This is a genomic window from Prevotella sp. khp7 (assembly GCF_900109055.1).
Classification (GTDB): domain Bacteria; phylum Bacteroidota; class Bacteroidia; order Bacteroidales; family Bacteroidaceae; genus Prevotella.
The window spans coordinates 244,424-259,701 of the sequence record NZ_FOIV01000004.1 but is presented as its reverse complement, the minus strand read 5'-3'; the positions used below and the strand labels follow the sequence as shown (position 1 = coordinate 259,701).

Below are 15,278 nucleotides of genomic sequence, written 5' to 3'. Positions count from 1 at the left end.
CTACTTTACCAGTTTATAGTATTCTACACCGCCGAGGAGGAAGCAGCCAGTGCCGTAATCCTCGAAATCGGGCACCTTCGTGTAAGAGAGCGGCTGACCTGCCGAGGGGTCTTTTCCTGTGCCCTGCGCCCAACCAAGGAAACCGTCGGGGTGTACGCAGTCGCGCACCAGTCCCTTCCAGGCGCGGTCGCAAACGGGTTTATAGACCTTCGCCTTCAGGTAGCCCTTCTGGATGCCCCAGCTCATGCCATAGAGGAAGAGCGCCGTACCTGTCATCTCCTTACCCCCGAAGTCTGCATAGCTTACCAGACTTGGGTTCCAGAGTCCGTCCTCCTGTCGCTGACAGTTCTTCAGGGCCTCACTCATCAGTAGGAAATCCTTCTTCAGCTGTTTGTAGTACTGGTCTTTTGGCGACAGCAGGTTCATGCAGCGCACCAAGGCGGCATATACCCATCCGTTGCCGCGGCTCCAATAGCAGTTCTTCCCGTCGGGGGTGGCGTAGGGAGCTACGTAGTCTTTATCTCTCCACCAGAGTCCTTCCTTCTCGTTGAACAGACCGCCAGCCAGCGTGTCGCGGCTCCACAGATACATCTTCATGGCGTGATCGGCATATTTGCGTTCGCCCGTGATCTTATATATCTGCATGTAGAGCGGCATGGCCATCTGGATGGCGTCAATCCACGTCCACCAGCCGTAGAGTGCCCCTTTGGCCTCTGGCTTGTGTGTGTTGGGCGTCTTCATCTGGTTGTTCAGGTTCTCTATGATCCTGGCAATCTTCTCTTCGCCCCCGCTCTGCATGTAACGGTCGGCATAAGTCTGTCCGCAGCACTGGTCGTCGGCATCGTTTGTCCTCACACCATTGCGTGGGGTCCACTGGTGGAAGTTTGCCCAGCGGTCGGTATAGTCGATATATCGCTCCTGCGGGTCAATCTCGTAGAGTGCCATTAGTCCCTCGTAGTACACGGCTCTGGTCCAGAGCGACGAGGGGCGCACGCGGTTCACGTTCGTGGGCAGGGTAGGGTCGGCATATTTCGCCATGAAGTAGTCGTTGGCCAGCCGTAGTGTCTTCATCACGTCGTCGGCCTTGTCTTGGGCGAAAGTAACGGATACCATCGCAAGAGCGAGGAGTGTTAAGATGGTTTTCTTCATTGTCTTGTAGCTTTAGTTTATTAAATTCGTGACTTTTCAAGTCGCAAAGATAGGTATTTTCTCCGAATACTCCATCACTTTTGCCAAAAATCAAAGTCTTTCTCGCAAAAAGTAAAGGGTTTCGCATGTTACTGTGAGACAAGAACCTGGCTTCTTGTGAAAATGTAAAGAATGTATGCCTAAAAAAGTGCTTCTCAGGTTGCTCAATCTAGAGCGGCGAGCAGCGCTTTAAGGGCTTACTACCGACAGAAAACGGGTTTGTCGTAAGCAAACTCAGGGTTTCCTTACGACAAATTATGGGTTTCATTACGACAAACTTGGGGTCTCTCAAGGTAAAACAACTTGTTTTACTTTTGTAGAGATAACCTCCAAAGGTGGAAGAGATAGTCTTTTCGAGGACAAAACAAGTTGTTTTGTTCCGAAAGATGACGTCTTAACGAGCGCTGAAGACTATTCTTCTCTGTAATCATCACGTTATCAGTGACTTATAAAAACGGTCCAAAACTCGCGTATTTGCGACCATTGGACCGTTTGCTGACTACGGCGCAATTCTCACGAAGCCGTTTGTCAGAAGTTTTATAGTTATATTAGTTGCAGATGTCGTTTAACGTACCACGAGTACGAAGCCGCCCCTGGGCTGGCATTCCATCTCGGTAGGTAGGACCTTGGCGGTGCTGATGTCCCACGACTTGTTGGCGCTGTCGGCAAAGATGCTGATGCGGCTGCCGCTGATGAAACTCAGGTCAAGGTTCAGTGTCTTGGGTTCGTCGCTACCGTTGATGCCTGCTACATACCATGTATTGCCACTGCGTCGGGCCAGTACGGCACTCTCGCCAGGATAGCCGCTCACGAAACGTGTCTCATCCCATACGGTGGGCAGCTGACCGAAAAAGTCCTGTACCTGCTGGGGCTGCGCATAATAGCTCTCGGGCTTATCGGCCAAGTGCTGCAAAGTACTCTCATAGAGTACGGTGAGCGCCAGCTCATGAGCGTTGGAAGTGATGTGCGGATGCTGCGAGTCGCTGAAGGCACAGGGCGTATAGTCCATTGGCCCGACAACGTTACGGGTAAAAGGTAGGGTGGCGTTATGACGGGCGGCCTGACTGGTAAACGTGGGAACGTTGTTATACCACTCGGCGCCATAGACCCCCTCGGTAGACACGAGGTTAGGCCACGTGCGTTGCCAGCCGCGAGGAATGGTGGCGCCATGGAAGTTTACCAGCAGATGATGGCGGGCTGCGCTCTCCAACAGGTCGATGCAGTAGTCCATGTTCAACTGGTTGTCGCCTGAGAAGAAGTCGATCTTCACACCAGCCACACCGATTTTCTCACACCATGCAAACTCCTTCTCACGATCCTCAGGTTTGTTGAGGCGGAACTTCGGAGTGGGTGCACCGTCTATCCAGCCCACGCTGGAGTTGTACCAGATGATGGGGCGTATGCCTTTCCCTACGGCATAGCTCACGGCATCCTCGATGGTCTTGCCATCCTTCATCTCGTCCCACTCGGCATCGATAAGCACGTAGGGCAGATGGAGACGAACGGCCATGTCGACATATTTCTTAATGATGCTGTAGTCATTGCTGCCGTGATTGTAGGCCCAGTATATCCACGACACCACACCAGGGCGTATCCACTCCGTGTCGCTGAGTTGCGAAGGCTCGGAAACGTCGGTGATGAGCGTCGACTCAACCACCGTGGCCAGCGTACCGATGATAGCTGTGCGCCAGGGGGTGTGCCAGTTGCCGCTGATGTGAAGAGGGTTCTCTGCGGGTGTCACCTTAAACAGTTCTCCGTCGTTATAGAGGCACGAAGCACTCTGACTGTGCTCGATGTTTGCCTCGGAAATCAGAGTAAAGATCCCGTCTGCGGGTTCGAGCAGGGCGGGGTAGCCCCAGCGGATGTTCCAGCCATCGGCCGACTTGGTGATGCCGCTGTAGTTACGAACGGGTAGGGTCTTATAAGAGGTGGTCAGGGGGAAGAACCCCTCGTAGGAGTCGGTCCATTGCTGCATCCAGCGCCTGGTACCCTCGGTAATGCGATAGGTGGTGAGCTCTTTGGGCAGCGTGGCATCCTTCAGGTCGGTGAACTCGTAGCGGAAGGCAATGCCGTCATTATAGAGACGCATCACCAGACGGGTGTTCTCGCCCAACGGCGATACGTATTCGTTGGCCTCGTTGCTGCATTGCAGGCGTTTGCCGCCCAGCATGGTGTAGCTCTCGCTGAGGTTCCGACAGAAGCTAAGTGCCTGAAGGGCGGTGCCGCCCTCGAAGCCAACCGCTGGGATGTCGAGAACCTGCTGCTGATTGTAACTCACGGTGATGCCGCCGTTCTTGACATCAGCGGTGATGAGACCGTTAGGTGAGGCGCCCTGTTGGGCTGAAACCTGTAAGCCGAGGCAGGCAACGGCCATGGCAATTAAGAATCTTCTCATATTATTGGAAATCGACTAAGATACGGAATACTTTGCCAGGATTGGCCGACCACTCCTGCATGGCATCAAGAGCCTCCTCGGGCTTTACCTCGTTGCTGATAAGACGGTCGACAGGACAAGTGCCACGCTCCAGATAATGAATGACGGCACGGAAGTCGGAAGGCTGGGCATTGCGAGAACCGCGGATGTCGAGTTCCTTCTGTACGAAATACTTCGTCTGGAACGATACCTCGCTCTTGGCATAGCCGATGCAGACGACACGACCTGTGAAGGCCACTTCGTTGACAGCCATCTGATAGGTCATGGGGCTTCCCACAGCCTCGATCACTACGTCGGGACCAAAGCCGGCGGTGAGTTCTTGTAGGCGGGCATGCACATCCTCGGTCTTGGTGTTGATGGCGTAGGTGGCGCCCATCTCCTTGGCCAGTGCCAGTTTCTCATCGTCGATGTCGGCGGCAATGACGGTAGCACCACGCAGTGCAGAGCGAACCACAGCTCCCATACCCACCATGCCACAGCCAATGACCATCACCACGTCGATATCTGTCATCTGGGCGCGGTTCACGGCATGGAATCCTACACTCATCGGTTCGATAAGAGCACAGGTGCGGGGTGTGAGCCGTGTGGCGGGAATCACCTTCTCCCAAGGCAGGGCGATATATTCGCACATGGCTCCCCAGCGCTGGACACCCAGCGTCTCGTTGTGTTCACAGGCATTCACACGGCCGTTGCGGCATGAGGCACACTTGCCACAGTTGGTATAGGGGTTGACGGTGACGGTCATGCCTGGCTTCAGACCATCGGGCACGTTACTGCCTACCTTCACAATCTCGGCTCCTACCTCGTGTCCTGGCACTACGGGCATCTTCACCATGGGGTTACCTCCGCGGAAGGTGTTTAGGTCGCTTCCGCAAAAGCCTACGTATCTCATCTTCAATAGCACTTCGTTGTCGCCCATCGTGGGTTCGGCCATATCGATAACCTTCATCACCGAAGGCTCACTAATCTGTATTGCTTTCATACTTTTACCTTTTTACTTTTTACCTTTTCACGAGTTCTTCCACCGAGAGAACATCTGGTCGCCGATAATCTCCTGTACCTTCTTGACAAGCTGAGTGTCCATAGGCTCGTTGACGTAGCCGATGTTCTTCAGCACATTGTCGGGGTTGGCACTGCTGAAGAGGGTGGTGGCAATGCGAGGGTTGAGACTGGTGGAGAACTGGATGGCCAGTTTCTCTATCGGATAACCCTGTTCCTGACAGTAGGCGGCAGCACGGGCACAGGCAGTCTGCAGTTCCTGACAAGCGGGATGCCATGCGGGAGCACCGCGTTGAGAGAGCAGCCCCATAGACAAGGGCGAGGCGTTGATGACACCCACGTTGTGCTGCTCGAAGAATTCGAGATAATCCAGCAGTAACGTGTCGTTGAGTGAATAGTGGCAGAAGTTCAGAATGCTCTCTACTGTTCCTTCCTCAACATGCTCAATGACCCATTTCAGGTTCTCTGGCTGAAGGTCGGTGATACCTACATGACCTACAATGCCTTTCTTCTTCAGTTCTACGAGGGCGGGCAGCGTCTCGTCGCACACCTTTTGCAGGCCTCCCTCCATATCGCCTTGGAACTCGATGTCGTGGACGTTGATGAGGTCGATATAGTCCACATTCAGACGTTCCATGCTTTCGTAGACACTCTCTGTGGCACGACGGGCACTGTAGTCCCAGGTGTTAACTCCATCCTTGCCATAGCGGCCTACCTTGGTTGACAGATAGAATTTGTCGCGCGGGATCTCCTTCAGTGCCTTGCCCAGCACCATCTCGGCTTTGAGATGACCGTAGTAGGGCGACACATCGATGAAGTTGATACCATTGTCGACAGCCGTATGAACGGCTCGGATACCTTCATCCTCACGGATACCATGGAAAACACCGCCAAGCGACGAAGCACCGAAACTGAGGTTCGATACGCGCATGCCGGTTTTTCCGATTTCATTGTAAACCATAGTTGATAATTATTTAGTGATTTTAAGTACGGGCGCTATCTTGTTGCACGGGGTGGGAAGACTGACTTCCAGTCCCTGTGCTGTCTGACGGGCCTTGAGCCTGCCGTAGCCCAGTAGCTGGACAGAGGTGATACTCTTCTTGAAGGCAGTGTTGCCTTTGGCCAGCGACTTGATAACCAGACGACCATCCTCAGGCCATCCTAAAGCGGTGACATAGAGATGCTTCTTGGTTTGATTGAAGCGGATGTCGCGGGCATCAAGATGACTGTACATACTTTCGTTGAAGCCTTGGGCATTGAGTTTGATGTCGGTTTCGGCTACAGGTCCCTCGCCGAACTTTACCCAAGGACGGGTGCCGAAGATACTCTCACCATTAACAGTCATCCATGCTTCGAGGTCGTCGAGGAACTTGGCTTCTTTCTCGTCGTAGGTGCCGTCGGCTCTCAGGGGAATGCTTAAAAGCAGATTGCCGTTCTTCGATACGATATCCACCAGCTGCTTTACCACTGTGGCGGAACTTTTATACTGATCCTTCTCGTAAACGCTGGTCTTGTAGTGCCAGTTGCCGATGCAGTTACATGTTTGCCATGGTTCGGGAATGAGTTCGTTGGGCGCACCGCGCTCCACGTCCCATGTCAGTGCCTTGCGCTGGTCTTCGCTCAGGATCTTTCCGAACACCACACTCTGCGGATTCTTATTGTAAAGGTGTGTGGCAATCTTCAGTCCGCAATCGCTTAAGGGGTAGAAGGGCAACACCGTTACGTCGAAGTAGATGAGGTCGGGGTTATAGCGATTGATGGCGTCAAGCGTGCGGTCGTAGAAATTGGTGACAAACTCCTGAGAGGGAGGGCATGCGCCTTCGCCCCATCCCCACTGGTCGTGCACCTTGCCATCGCTCCACGAGTCGTAGCTCATAGGGTGGCGCTGCTGGTAGAGCTTCTGTGGGTCGAGTCCTTCCCACCACTTGCCTTTGCCGTCTTCCTTGGTCAGATTGCCATCGTAGTAGACACCGGCCTTTGGCCCCTTCAGGTCGTAGCGCTGAGCAGGCTCATACCATGTCCAGGCGTGGTCGGCATGGAACGAGATGCCTAAAGGCAGACCGTGCTTCTTGGCGGCTTTTGACCAGCCGTCGAGGATGTCCTTGTGAGGGCCGATGTTCTTGGAGTTCCACTCCTGATACTGAGAATCCCACAGGTCATAGTTGTCGTGGTGGTTGCCAAGGACGAAGAAATACTGGGCGCCGCAACGCTTATAACGCTCTACGAGTTTGTCGGGATCCCATTTCTCTGCCTTGAAGAGTGGCAGAACATCCTTAAAGCCAAACTCCGAGGGGTGACCGTAGTGCTCAACGTGCCACTGATACTCACGACTACCCTCCATATACATCGAGCGGGCCATCCAGTCACCAGAGCCTTCTACGCACTGAGGCCCCCAATGTGCCCAGATGCCGAACTTGGCATCGCGGAACCATTCGGGAGTCTGGTGTTTTTCAAGCGACTCCCATGTGGGTTGGTACTTGCCCGTCTGCATCTGCTCGTGGGCTTCTGACACAGGCACCTGATAAGTGGATTGTGCCGTTGCTGATGCAACAGCACAACCCAGTATCAGGGATAGGAAAAAATGTTTCATGCTATAATATAGTTAATTATCTTACTTAAGTTATTCATATAGATAGAAAATGCGCTCCATCATGCGCCATTTCTCGTTGGAAGTACAACCTGGCTGGCAATTCTGGAACATGGCCACATAGTCTTCCCACTCAGCCTGACGGGGCAGGGTGGCTAGTTTGGTCATGGCTGAGTCCCATTCGAAGTCGAGTGGTGTTTCGACAATCATGAAGAGACGGTTGCCTAGGATGTATATTTCCATCTCGAGGATACCTACCGAGCGGATGCCTTCTCTGATTTCGGGCCACGAGTTATAGCGATTGTGGGCCGAGATGTACTTCTCTATCAAACCGGGATCGTCTTTCAGATCCATGGTCTGACAATACCGCTTGACGGGGACACCGTATCTTCTGCATTGATAACCTGACTTGGAATTGTCTGTTTCGGTCATTATTCAGAATGTCATTTTAAGTTTTCGGTGCAAATATAAGAATAAATACGCTATCGTGGAACAAAAGTTATCGATTTTAAATGGTACTAAATCGATAGAGTTGTGGATGTTTTATATTTTATGGGTAAAAGAATAGAAGAAAATCGATATATGATGGTGAATTTTTGATGAAGAAGAGAAAAAACGAGCCGAAAAGTTGCGTATGTGCAAAATAATTTGTTCTTTTGCAATCTAATTACTTGAAACCAAACATGAACTACCCGGTAGATCAACTACACCTGATGACCCTCAACGTAGGGTTGGCCATTCACAATGGTGACTGGAACTGGAAGAATGTACGCAGTCCGTTTGCACGTCTGTATTATGTGACAGAGGGAACGGCGCAGGTAGAACTGCCTTCAGGCATATATACCCTGCTGCCCAATCATCTCTATTATATTCCAGCCTACACCATGCACAGCTATGTGTGCGACTCGGCCTTTTCACATTATTATATACATATCTATGAGAGCCAGCAGGGTGATACCAGTCTGCTCGACGAGTGGGAGCTGCCTTTCGAGGTGAATGCCGACGTGATGGATCTGGAACTGTTTAAGCGCCTGTGTTATATCAACCCGTTTATGAAGCTGCCTCAGTCTGACCCACTGGTATATGACAACCATCAGACGTTGGTGAGCAATATACAGATGAATCAGCGCCGCCCGTTTTGCGACAAGGTAGAGTCGAGAGGTATCCTTTTCATCCTGATGTCACGCTTTCTGAAGTACGGTAAACCCAAGACGGAAGTGAAGGATGATCGCATACACCAGATATTGCACTATATCCGCAAGAATGTGTGCAGTCCGATGGATGTGAATCTGCTGGCCGACAAGGCCTGTATGTCGAAAGACCACTTTATCAGGGTGTTCAAGCGTGAAGTAGGAGAGACCCCTAACGTTTATGTGACGAAGCGGAAGATGGAAAAGGCGGAACTGTTGCTGGTGACCACCAACATGGCCGTAAAGAATATCGCTGATGAACTGGGTTATGACGACGGATCGTACTTTAACCGCATATTCAAGAAAAACGCTGGCATGACCCCCCAGCAATATAGAGGCAACCATTTAATCAAATAATAAACCATAACAACAACAATCATGAAGCAACAATCTTCTTTGATATCTAAAGACGGCGTGAGCTATCTCATACCGTTTATTCTCGTAACGTTCTGCTTTGCCCTCTGGGGCTTTGCCAACGATATCACGAACCCGATGGTGAAGGCATTCTCGAAGATATTCAGGATGAACGTCACTGATGGTTCGCTGGTGCAGGTGGCCTTCTATGGCGGCTACTTCTGCATGGCTTTTCCTGCCGCGATATTCATACGTAAGTATTCCTATAAGGCAGGTGTGCTGATGGGACTCGGACTCTATGCCGCGGGCGCACTGCTTTTCTTTCCCGCCAAAGGGATAGGCTTGTATGGCTGCTTCCTGATAGCTTATTTTATTATGACGTGCGGATTGTCATTCCTGGAGACATCGTGCAATCCCTATATCCTGACGATGGGCTCAGAGGAGACGGCTACCCGAAGACTGAACATGGCTCAGTGCTTTAACCCTTGTGGCAGTATCATCGGAATGTTTGTGGCCATGAACTTTATCCAGGCCAGACTGAATCCTATGAGCAGTGACGAACGTGCGCTGTTGAGCGATACGGAGTTTGAGGCCCTGAAAGATGCCGACCTCAGTGTGCTGATATCGCCCTACCTGATTATCGGACTGGTGATTGTGGCCATGTTCCTGTTGATACGTTTTGTGAAGATGCCGAAGATAGGTGACGGTAACCACGATATCCATGTGCTGGTGACACTGAAGCGAATCTTCTCACTGAAATATTATCGTGAGGGCGTGATTGCCCAGTTCTTCTATGTGGGTGCTCAGATTATGTGCTGGACCTTCATTATTCAGTATGGTACCCGTGTGTTTATGGCTGAGGGCATGGACGAACAGAGTGCTGAGGTGTTGTCGCAGCAGTTTAACATTTATGCGATGCTTTTCTTTATCTGTTCGCGTTTCATTGCCACTTGGCTGATGAAATATATGAAGCCGGCGCTGCTGTTGGCAGTGTTTGGTATATTGGCCATGGTGCTGACGCTAGGTGTTATTGTCTTTGAGAACCGCCTGGGAATCTACTGCCTTGTTGGCGTAAGTGGATGTATGTCACTCATGTTCCCGACCATCTACGGTATAGCACTTGATGGCTTGGGCGATGATGCCAAGTTTGGCGCTGCAGGTCTGATCATGGCAATCCTTGGCGGCTCGGTATTGCCGCCATTGCAGGCCATGATTATCGATCAGAATACGGTGCTGGGTGCTATCCCAGCTACCAATGCGTCGTTTGTATTACCCCTTATCTGTTTCCTCGTCGTAACCATCTACGGCTATCGCACTTCTAAACGATAAAATAATCAGAGATGTATATGAAAAAGTTATCTGTAATATTGGTGACACTGCTGTGTGCAGGTCTGGCAAATGCTCAAGTTAAGTCGGTGTCTGTACTTGGAGATTCATATTCCACGTATGAGAATTTCATGACACCCAGTACCAACGAACTGTGGTATTACGGGAAAAACGCGCCCCAGAAGACGGATGTGCAGAATGTTCGTCAGACATGGTGGCATCAGGTGATCAAGGAGAACGGTTGGCGCCTTTGCATCAACAACTCGTATAGCGGAGCTACCGTGAGCTATTCGGGCTATGATGGCAATGACTATAGAGACCGCTCATTTAATACACGTATGGACAACCTTGGACAGCCTGATGTGATCTTTGTCTTCGGTGCGACCAATGACAGCTGGGCGGGGTCTCCCGTTGGTGAGTATAAGTATGAGAATATCAATTTCGGCGATCTGTACAGTTTCCGTCCTGCTTTGGCGAGAATGCTACAGTGGATGACAGACCGTTACATCAATACCGAGATTTACTTCATACTTAACGATGACTTGCGCGACGAGATTGATGAGTCTGTAAAAACAATCTGTCAGCACTATGGCGTGCCTGTGATAGAGTTGGAGAAAATCGACAAGATGTCAGGTCATCCCTCTGTGAAGGGTATGCGCCAGATAGCAGATCAGGTGAACCGCTTCTTGAAAGAAAACGCTAAATAAGTATGATACCCATGAAGAGACTACTGTTATTAGTTATCACTTTCCATATATCACTATTCTCTTTTGCGCAAGAGACGGTGAATCTTGCCGGTTCATGGCAACTGGCTATTGGCGATACGGCTAAATATACTGATGACGTGGTGCTGCCAGGTTCGATGCTGACCAACGGAAAGGGTAACCCTGTGACAGTAAACACGCCTTGGACGGGATCGCTCTATGATTCGAGTTACTACTATAACCCGTTTATGGAGCAATACAGACGACAGGAGAATATCAAATTTCCCTTCTTCCTGACCCCAGAGAAACATTATGTTGGCAAGGCGTGGTATCGTAAGAGCGTGTATGTGCCTGACTCGTGGAAGAAAAAATATGTTACGCTCTATCTGGAACGTCCGCATATCGAGACCACTGTTTATGTCAACAGTCAGAAAGTGGGTAGCAATAATTCGCTTTCAGCGCCACATCAGTTCGACGTTACTCCATACATAAAGATAGGTGAGCGCAATACCATTGAGATCTGTGTATATAATGGTATCGATGGTGTCGGAGTTGGACAAGACTCGCATAGCGTCACCGATCAGACACAAGGTAATTGGAATGGTATCGTAGGCAAGATGGAACTGCGAGCCCAACCGGCAAGGCTGCATATCGATCATGTCACCATCCGTCCAAAACCTTACGCGAGGAACGTGCAACTTGACGTGAAACTGAGTGGACAATCGCCTAACCTCCAGTTCTATCAGATGGAGGTGCTGATACAGCAGGAGAATAAGGATTCTGCCAACGTGTATGTGAGCAACTATGATGTCTATTCCAATGTCATGCAGGTGACAGTGCCAATTCCTGAGAAGGTAGACCTTTGGGATGAGTTTCATCCGAACCTCTATCGCATGGCTATCAGTGTGGGCGATGATTATTATGAGACCACCTTCGGCATGCGTGAGGTAAGTGTCGAAGGACGGCAGATTATCCTGAACCGTCGTCCGATATTCTTGCGTGGCACGGTGGAGAACTGCTGCTTTCCCGAAACGGGTTACCCGCCTACGGACGAAGAATCGTGGCTGCGTATCTTCAGAAAATGCAAGGAGTATGGACTGAACCACATGCGTTTCCACTCTTATTGTCCGCCCGAAGCCGCCTTCGTGGCAGCCGACAAGTTAGGATTCTATCTGCAGCCAGAGGGACCGTCGTGGCCTAACCATGGCGTGAAACTGTTGTCAGGGCAGATCATTGACCAGTATCTGTTGTTGGAGAGCAAACGCATGATCGATGCCTATGGACATCACCCATCGTTCATTATGATGGCGGCAGGTAACGAACCTGCAGGTAACTGGGTGGAGTATTGCAATAACTGGGTGAAAGAGATGAAACGCTATGATCCTACCCGCATCTACTGCGGTGCTTCGGTAGGTGGCGGTTGGGCTTGGGATGATGGTTCGGAGTATCATGTGAAGGGCGGCGCCCGAGGTCTGGATTGGGTGAACCATGCCCCAAGCAGCGATGATGACTATTATAGTCAGATTCTGCGTCCCCGTAATTATAAGGATACGGCAGACAACAATTCACCAATCATTGCTCACGAACAGGGACAGTGGTGTGCTTTCCCCGACTTCAAGGAGATTCCCCAATATACTGGTGCCTATAAGGCTAAGAACTTTGAAATATTCCGCGACTTGTTGGCTGAGAACGGTATGGAACTGCAGGCAGAGAAATTCCTGATGGCCAGTGGTAAGTTGCAGACACTCTGTTATAAGTACGAGATAGAGCGCAACCTGCGCACCTCTGATTATGCAGGTTTCCAGTTGTTGGCGCTTAATGACTATAGTGGTCAGGGTACGGCGCTTGAAGGTGTGCTCGGTGTGCATTGGAATGAGAAGGGATATACCAATGCAAAGGAGTGGCATCAGTTCTGCTCGCCCATTGTTCCCTTGGCCCGTTTCCCGAAGTTCGTCTATACCACTGCCGACAGTCTGGTAGTACCTGTTGAGGTTTACAATGCCATGTATGGTGACATTCGTGGTGTACGTGTGAATTATTATATCAATAGTGATTCAGGAAAAGTATATCATGGCGGGTTGCTATATTCGGGCGAGATTCCTTTGGCTAAGCATACCCCTGTCGGTTTAGTACGCTTCCCGCTTGATGGTGTGAGAACTCCCCAGAAGCTAACGCTGACAGTCACGGTAGGTGGCAATTTGTATAAGAACAGTTGGAACTTCTGGGTTTATCCCGATTCGGTGTCATCTGCGAGCCCTTCTGATATTCTCATTACCGACTCGCTTGATGCTGCTGCCATCGCAGCTCTTAAACAGGGAGGCAAAGTGTTGCTGACGTCAGCAGGAAAGGTACGTCTTGGTAGCGACGTGGTTCAGCATTATCTTCCGGTCTTTTGGAATACGTCGTGGTTTAAGATGCGACCGCCTCACACGACAGGAGCCTATATCGACCAGACCCATCCGTTGTTTAAGTATGGTTTCCCCACCGACTCGTGGAGCAACCTGAATTGGTGGGAGCTGCTGAACAAGGCTCAGGTGATGAACCTGCAGGATTTCCCGAAGGACTATCAGTCGCCGATACAACCCATCGACACCTGGCATGTGTCGCGTAAGCTGGGTATGGTGGTCGAGGCTAATGTGCTGAAAGGCAAGTTGCTGATGACAACCATGGATATATCTTCCGATCTTGAACATCGCGTGGTGGCTCGTCAGATGCGTGAGGCAATCCTTTCTTATATGGATAGTTCTGATTTCGCCCCATCGCTGACATTGAATCCTGACATCATTCAGAACCTCTATACGAAAGAAGGTCCCAAGGTGACTATGTTCACCAAAGACTCTCCCGATGAACTGAAGCCGAAGTTGAAATAATGAATATGCAGACAGAAAAGATATCTATTTATACACTCACGTCAGAACTTCACGACGAGAAAAGTGTGGGTGCTGTGACCAAGGAGTTTCTTGAGAGTCTTGGTATAGGCTATGCTTTCAAGGGTAACGATTATACTGACTATGGCAGCTGTGCCTTGAGCTTGATTTATGTCCGGACGGGTGGTACGGAGGGCATCTTTAAGAGATTGCTCTCGTCATTGCTGGAGAAGTCGGACCATGCACCCTTCTATCTCCTGACATCTGGAAAGAGTAACTCGTTGGCGGCTTCAATGGAGATTCTCTCTTATCTTCGTCAGAACAATCTTAAGGGAGAAATCATCCATGGCAGTGCCAGCTATATCCGGAAACGTGTCAGTCTCTTGGCAAAGGTGTGCCAAGTAAGGAAACAACTGAAAGGCTGCCGTCTGGGAGTGATTGGTCAGCCCTCCGATTGGCTGATTTCCAGTCAGGCCGACTATGATGCCGTGAGAAGTCAGTTAGGCATTGAACTGGTGGATATCCCGATGCAGGAACTTCTCGATGTCCTTGCCATGACTCCGGAGTCGGCATCTCATGAAACCTCAGATGTTGAGATGGTGAAACGTGCACTTCCTGGCGCTAATAGAATATACATGGCCTTGAAGGATGTTATTGCCAAGTACCAGTTGCAAGGTTTTACACTGCGTTGCTTTGACCTTCTGACGGCCATCAAGAATACGGGATGCTTAGCGTTGGCAAAGCTGAACGCCGAAGGTTACGTGGCAGGTTGCGAAGGCGATGTGCCTGCCATGCTGTCGATGATGGTTGCCCGTTCACTGACAGGACTGTCAGGATTCCAGGCCAATCCATCCCGAATCGATCCTGAGACGGGTGAGATGCTTTTTGCACATTGTACGATTCCTTTGGATATGGTGGAACGCTATGAGTATGACACCCATTTCGAATCAGGTATAGGCGTAGGTATCCGTGGCTATATGAAGCCAGGGCCTGTTACTATCTTCAAGGTGTCAGGCAACCTCTCTCGCTGTTTCGTAACAGAGGGAGAACTGATTCAGAGTCAGGCAAAGGCCGATCTCTGTCGCACCCAGCAGATCATTCATCTCGCCGACAAGTCTCAGACCTCCTACTTCCTGACAGAGCCTATCGGTAATCACCATATTATACTCCCCGGATATCATCAAGAAACGTTAGAAGCAATCTTTAATTCCCTAGAGTAACGCTTATCAAATATGGAAGTCTGGCTCCCATTGATGTCGATGCATGTCTACGCGACCATTGGGCTTGAATGTCACACCTTCTTCCTCTAACAGGGTGCGCTGCTTACTCCAACCGGGGGCAGTGCGCCCTTCTTTATTGACGACACGATGACAAGGTAGTTGTTCTGTCCCGGGAGTATAGCGAAGTGTACGTCCAACCATTCGGGAATGACTTGGCCATCCTGCCCATGCAGCGACAGTACCATAGGTCGTAACATGTCCATAAGGAATCTGTGCCACGATGTTAAGCACATCATTGCAGAATCTCCGAGCCTGTTCAGGCGTCATCTTGTCTGGATAATCCTTATACATGATCATGATTATTGTCTGCAAAGGTATACAAATTTGCCAATACAACAAAAAAACAGGT

Annotated in this window: 12 protein-coding genes; 5 read left to right on the top strand and 7 right to left on the bottom strand. The window is 50.5% G+C overall.

The window, feature by feature from the left end; translation table 11 throughout:
• From BMX82_RS11430 to BMX82_RS11405, 6 genes are all read right to left on the bottom strand, one after another.
• Nucleotides 1-1,149 carry a glycoside hydrolase family 88/105 protein gene (locus tag BMX82_RS11430; protein ID WP_036909657.1) on the bottom strand — a complete coding sequence of 383 codons (1,149 nt, stop codon included), beginning with the start codon at nucleotides 1,147-1,149 and terminating at the stop codon, nucleotides 1-3.
• 604 nt (nucleotides 1,150-1,753) lie between these two features.
• Nucleotides 1,754-3,583: a glycoside hydrolase family 97 protein gene (locus BMX82_RS11425; RefSeq protein ID WP_091769115.1), complete on the bottom strand. Its 1,830-nt coding sequence runs from the start codon at nucleotides 3,581-3,583 to the stop codon at nucleotides 1,754-1,756.
• Nucleotide 3,584: 1 nt separating this feature from the next.
• A complete protein-coding gene (locus BMX82_RS11420; RefSeq protein ID WP_091769112.1) occupies nucleotides 3,585-4,604 on the bottom strand; it encodes a zinc-binding alcohol dehydrogenase family protein in 1,020 nt (339 codons plus the stop codon).
• A 27-nt stretch (nucleotides 4,605-4,631) separates the two neighbouring features.
• The gene (locus BMX82_RS11415; protein ID WP_036909654.1) at nucleotides 4,632-5,582 is read right to left on the bottom strand and encodes an aldo/keto reductase; all 951 of its coding nucleotides are present in this window, start codon (nucleotides 5,580-5,582) and stop codon (nucleotides 4,632-4,634) included.
• 9 nt (nucleotides 5,583-5,591) lie between these two features.
• Nucleotides 5,592-7,211, bottom strand: a complete 1,620-nt coding sequence (locus BMX82_RS11410; RefSeq protein WP_091769109.1) for an alpha-L-fucosidase — start codon at nucleotides 7,209-7,211, stop codon at nucleotides 5,592-5,594.
• 30 nt (nucleotides 7,212-7,241) lie between these two features.
• On the bottom strand, nucleotides 7,242-7,640 hold the full coding sequence (locus BMX82_RS11405) for an L-rhamnose mutarotase (RefSeq protein ID WP_036909652.1): 399 nt from the start codon (nucleotides 7,638-7,640) through the stop codon (nucleotides 7,242-7,244).
• Nucleotides 7,641-7,891: 251 nt separating this feature from the next.
• Between BMX82_RS11405 and BMX82_RS11400 the strand changes: the two genes are divergently transcribed.
• The 5 genes from BMX82_RS11400 to BMX82_RS11380 are packed head-to-tail and all read left to right on the top strand — an operon-like array spanning nucleotide 7,892 to nucleotide 14,869.
• Nucleotides 7,892-8,755: a helix-turn-helix transcriptional regulator gene (locus BMX82_RS11400; RefSeq protein WP_036909651.1), complete on the top strand. Its 864-nt coding sequence runs from the start codon at nucleotides 7,892-7,894 to the stop codon at nucleotides 8,753-8,755.
• A 21-nt stretch (nucleotides 8,756-8,776) separates the two neighbouring features.
• The gene (fucP, locus tag BMX82_RS11395; RefSeq protein ID WP_036909649.1) at nucleotides 8,777-10,081 is read left to right on the top strand and encodes an L-fucose:H+ symporter permease; all 1,305 of its coding nucleotides are present in this window, start codon (nucleotides 8,777-8,779) and stop codon (nucleotides 10,079-10,081) included.
• Between the two features lie 17 nt (nucleotides 10,082-10,098).
• Nucleotides 10,099-10,785, top strand: a complete 687-nt coding sequence (locus tag BMX82_RS11390) for an SGNH/GDSL hydrolase family protein (RefSeq protein ID WP_091769529.1) — start codon at nucleotides 10,099-10,101, stop codon at nucleotides 10,783-10,785.
• Between the two features lie 11 nt (nucleotides 10,786-10,796).
• Nucleotides 10,797-13,652 carry a sugar-binding domain-containing protein gene (locus BMX82_RS11385; protein WP_091769526.1) on the top strand — a complete coding sequence of 952 codons (2,856 nt, stop codon included), beginning with the start codon at nucleotides 10,797-10,799 and terminating at the stop codon, nucleotides 13,650-13,652.
• A 5-nt stretch (nucleotides 13,653-13,657) separates the two neighbouring features.
• Nucleotides 13,658-14,869 (top strand): L-arabinose isomerase family protein, encoded by a 1,212-nt coding sequence (locus tag BMX82_RS11380; RefSeq protein ID WP_091769523.1) that lies wholly within the window; start codon nucleotides 13,658-13,660, stop codon nucleotides 14,867-14,869.
• Between the two features lie 6 nt (nucleotides 14,870-14,875).
• On the opposite strand, the gene BMX82_RS11375 is transcribed toward BMX82_RS11380, so the two are convergent.
• The gene (locus BMX82_RS11375; protein ID WP_369794025.1) at nucleotides 14,876-15,226 is read right to left on the bottom strand and encodes an MGMT family protein; all 351 of its coding nucleotides are present in this window, start codon (nucleotides 15,224-15,226) and stop codon (nucleotides 14,876-14,878) included.
• Between the last annotated feature and the right edge of the window lie 52 nt (nucleotides 15,227-15,278).

Bases quoted from the DNA above. Each gene is read 5' to 3' on its own strand.
- BMX82_RS11430 (WP_036909657.1), bottom strand. From the start codon at position 1,149: ATGAAGAAAACCATCTTAACACTCCTCGCTCTTGCGATGGTATCCGTT.
- BMX82_RS11425 (WP_091769115.1), bottom strand. From the start codon at position 3,583: ATGAGAAGATTCTTAATTGCCATGGCCGTTGCCTGCCTCGGCTTACAG.
- BMX82_RS11420 (WP_091769112.1), bottom strand. From the start codon at position 4,604: ATGAAAGCAATACAGATTAGTGAGCCTTCGGTGATGAAGGTTATCGAT.
- BMX82_RS11415 (WP_036909654.1), bottom strand. From the start codon at position 5,582: ATGGTTTACAATGAAATCGGAAAAACCGGCATGCGCGTATCGAACCTC.
- BMX82_RS11410 (WP_091769109.1), bottom strand. From the start codon at position 7,211: ATGAAACATTTTTTCCTATCCCTGATACTGGGTTGTGCTGTTGCATCA.
- BMX82_RS11405 (WP_036909652.1), bottom strand. From the start codon at position 7,640: ATGACCGAAACAGACAATTCCAAGTCAGGTTATCAATGCAGAAGATAC.
- BMX82_RS11400 (WP_036909651.1), top strand. From the start codon at position 7,892: ATGAACTACCCGGTAGATCAACTACACCTGATGACCCTCAACGTAGGG.
- fucP (WP_036909649.1), top strand. From the start codon at position 8,777: ATGAAGCAACAATCTTCTTTGATATCTAAAGACGGCGTGAGCTATCTC.
- BMX82_RS11390 (WP_091769529.1), top strand. From the start codon at position 10,099: ATGAAAAAGTTATCTGTAATATTGGTGACACTGCTGTGTGCAGGTCTG.
- BMX82_RS11385 (WP_091769526.1), top strand. From the start codon at position 10,797: ATGAAGAGACTACTGTTATTAGTTATCACTTTCCATATATCACTATTC.
- BMX82_RS11380 (WP_091769523.1), top strand. From the start codon at position 13,658: ATGCAGACAGAAAAGATATCTATTTATACACTCACGTCAGAACTTCAC.
- BMX82_RS11375 (WP_369794025.1), bottom strand. From the start codon at position 15,226: ATGATCATGTATAAGGATTATCCAGACAAGATGACGCCTGAACAGGCT.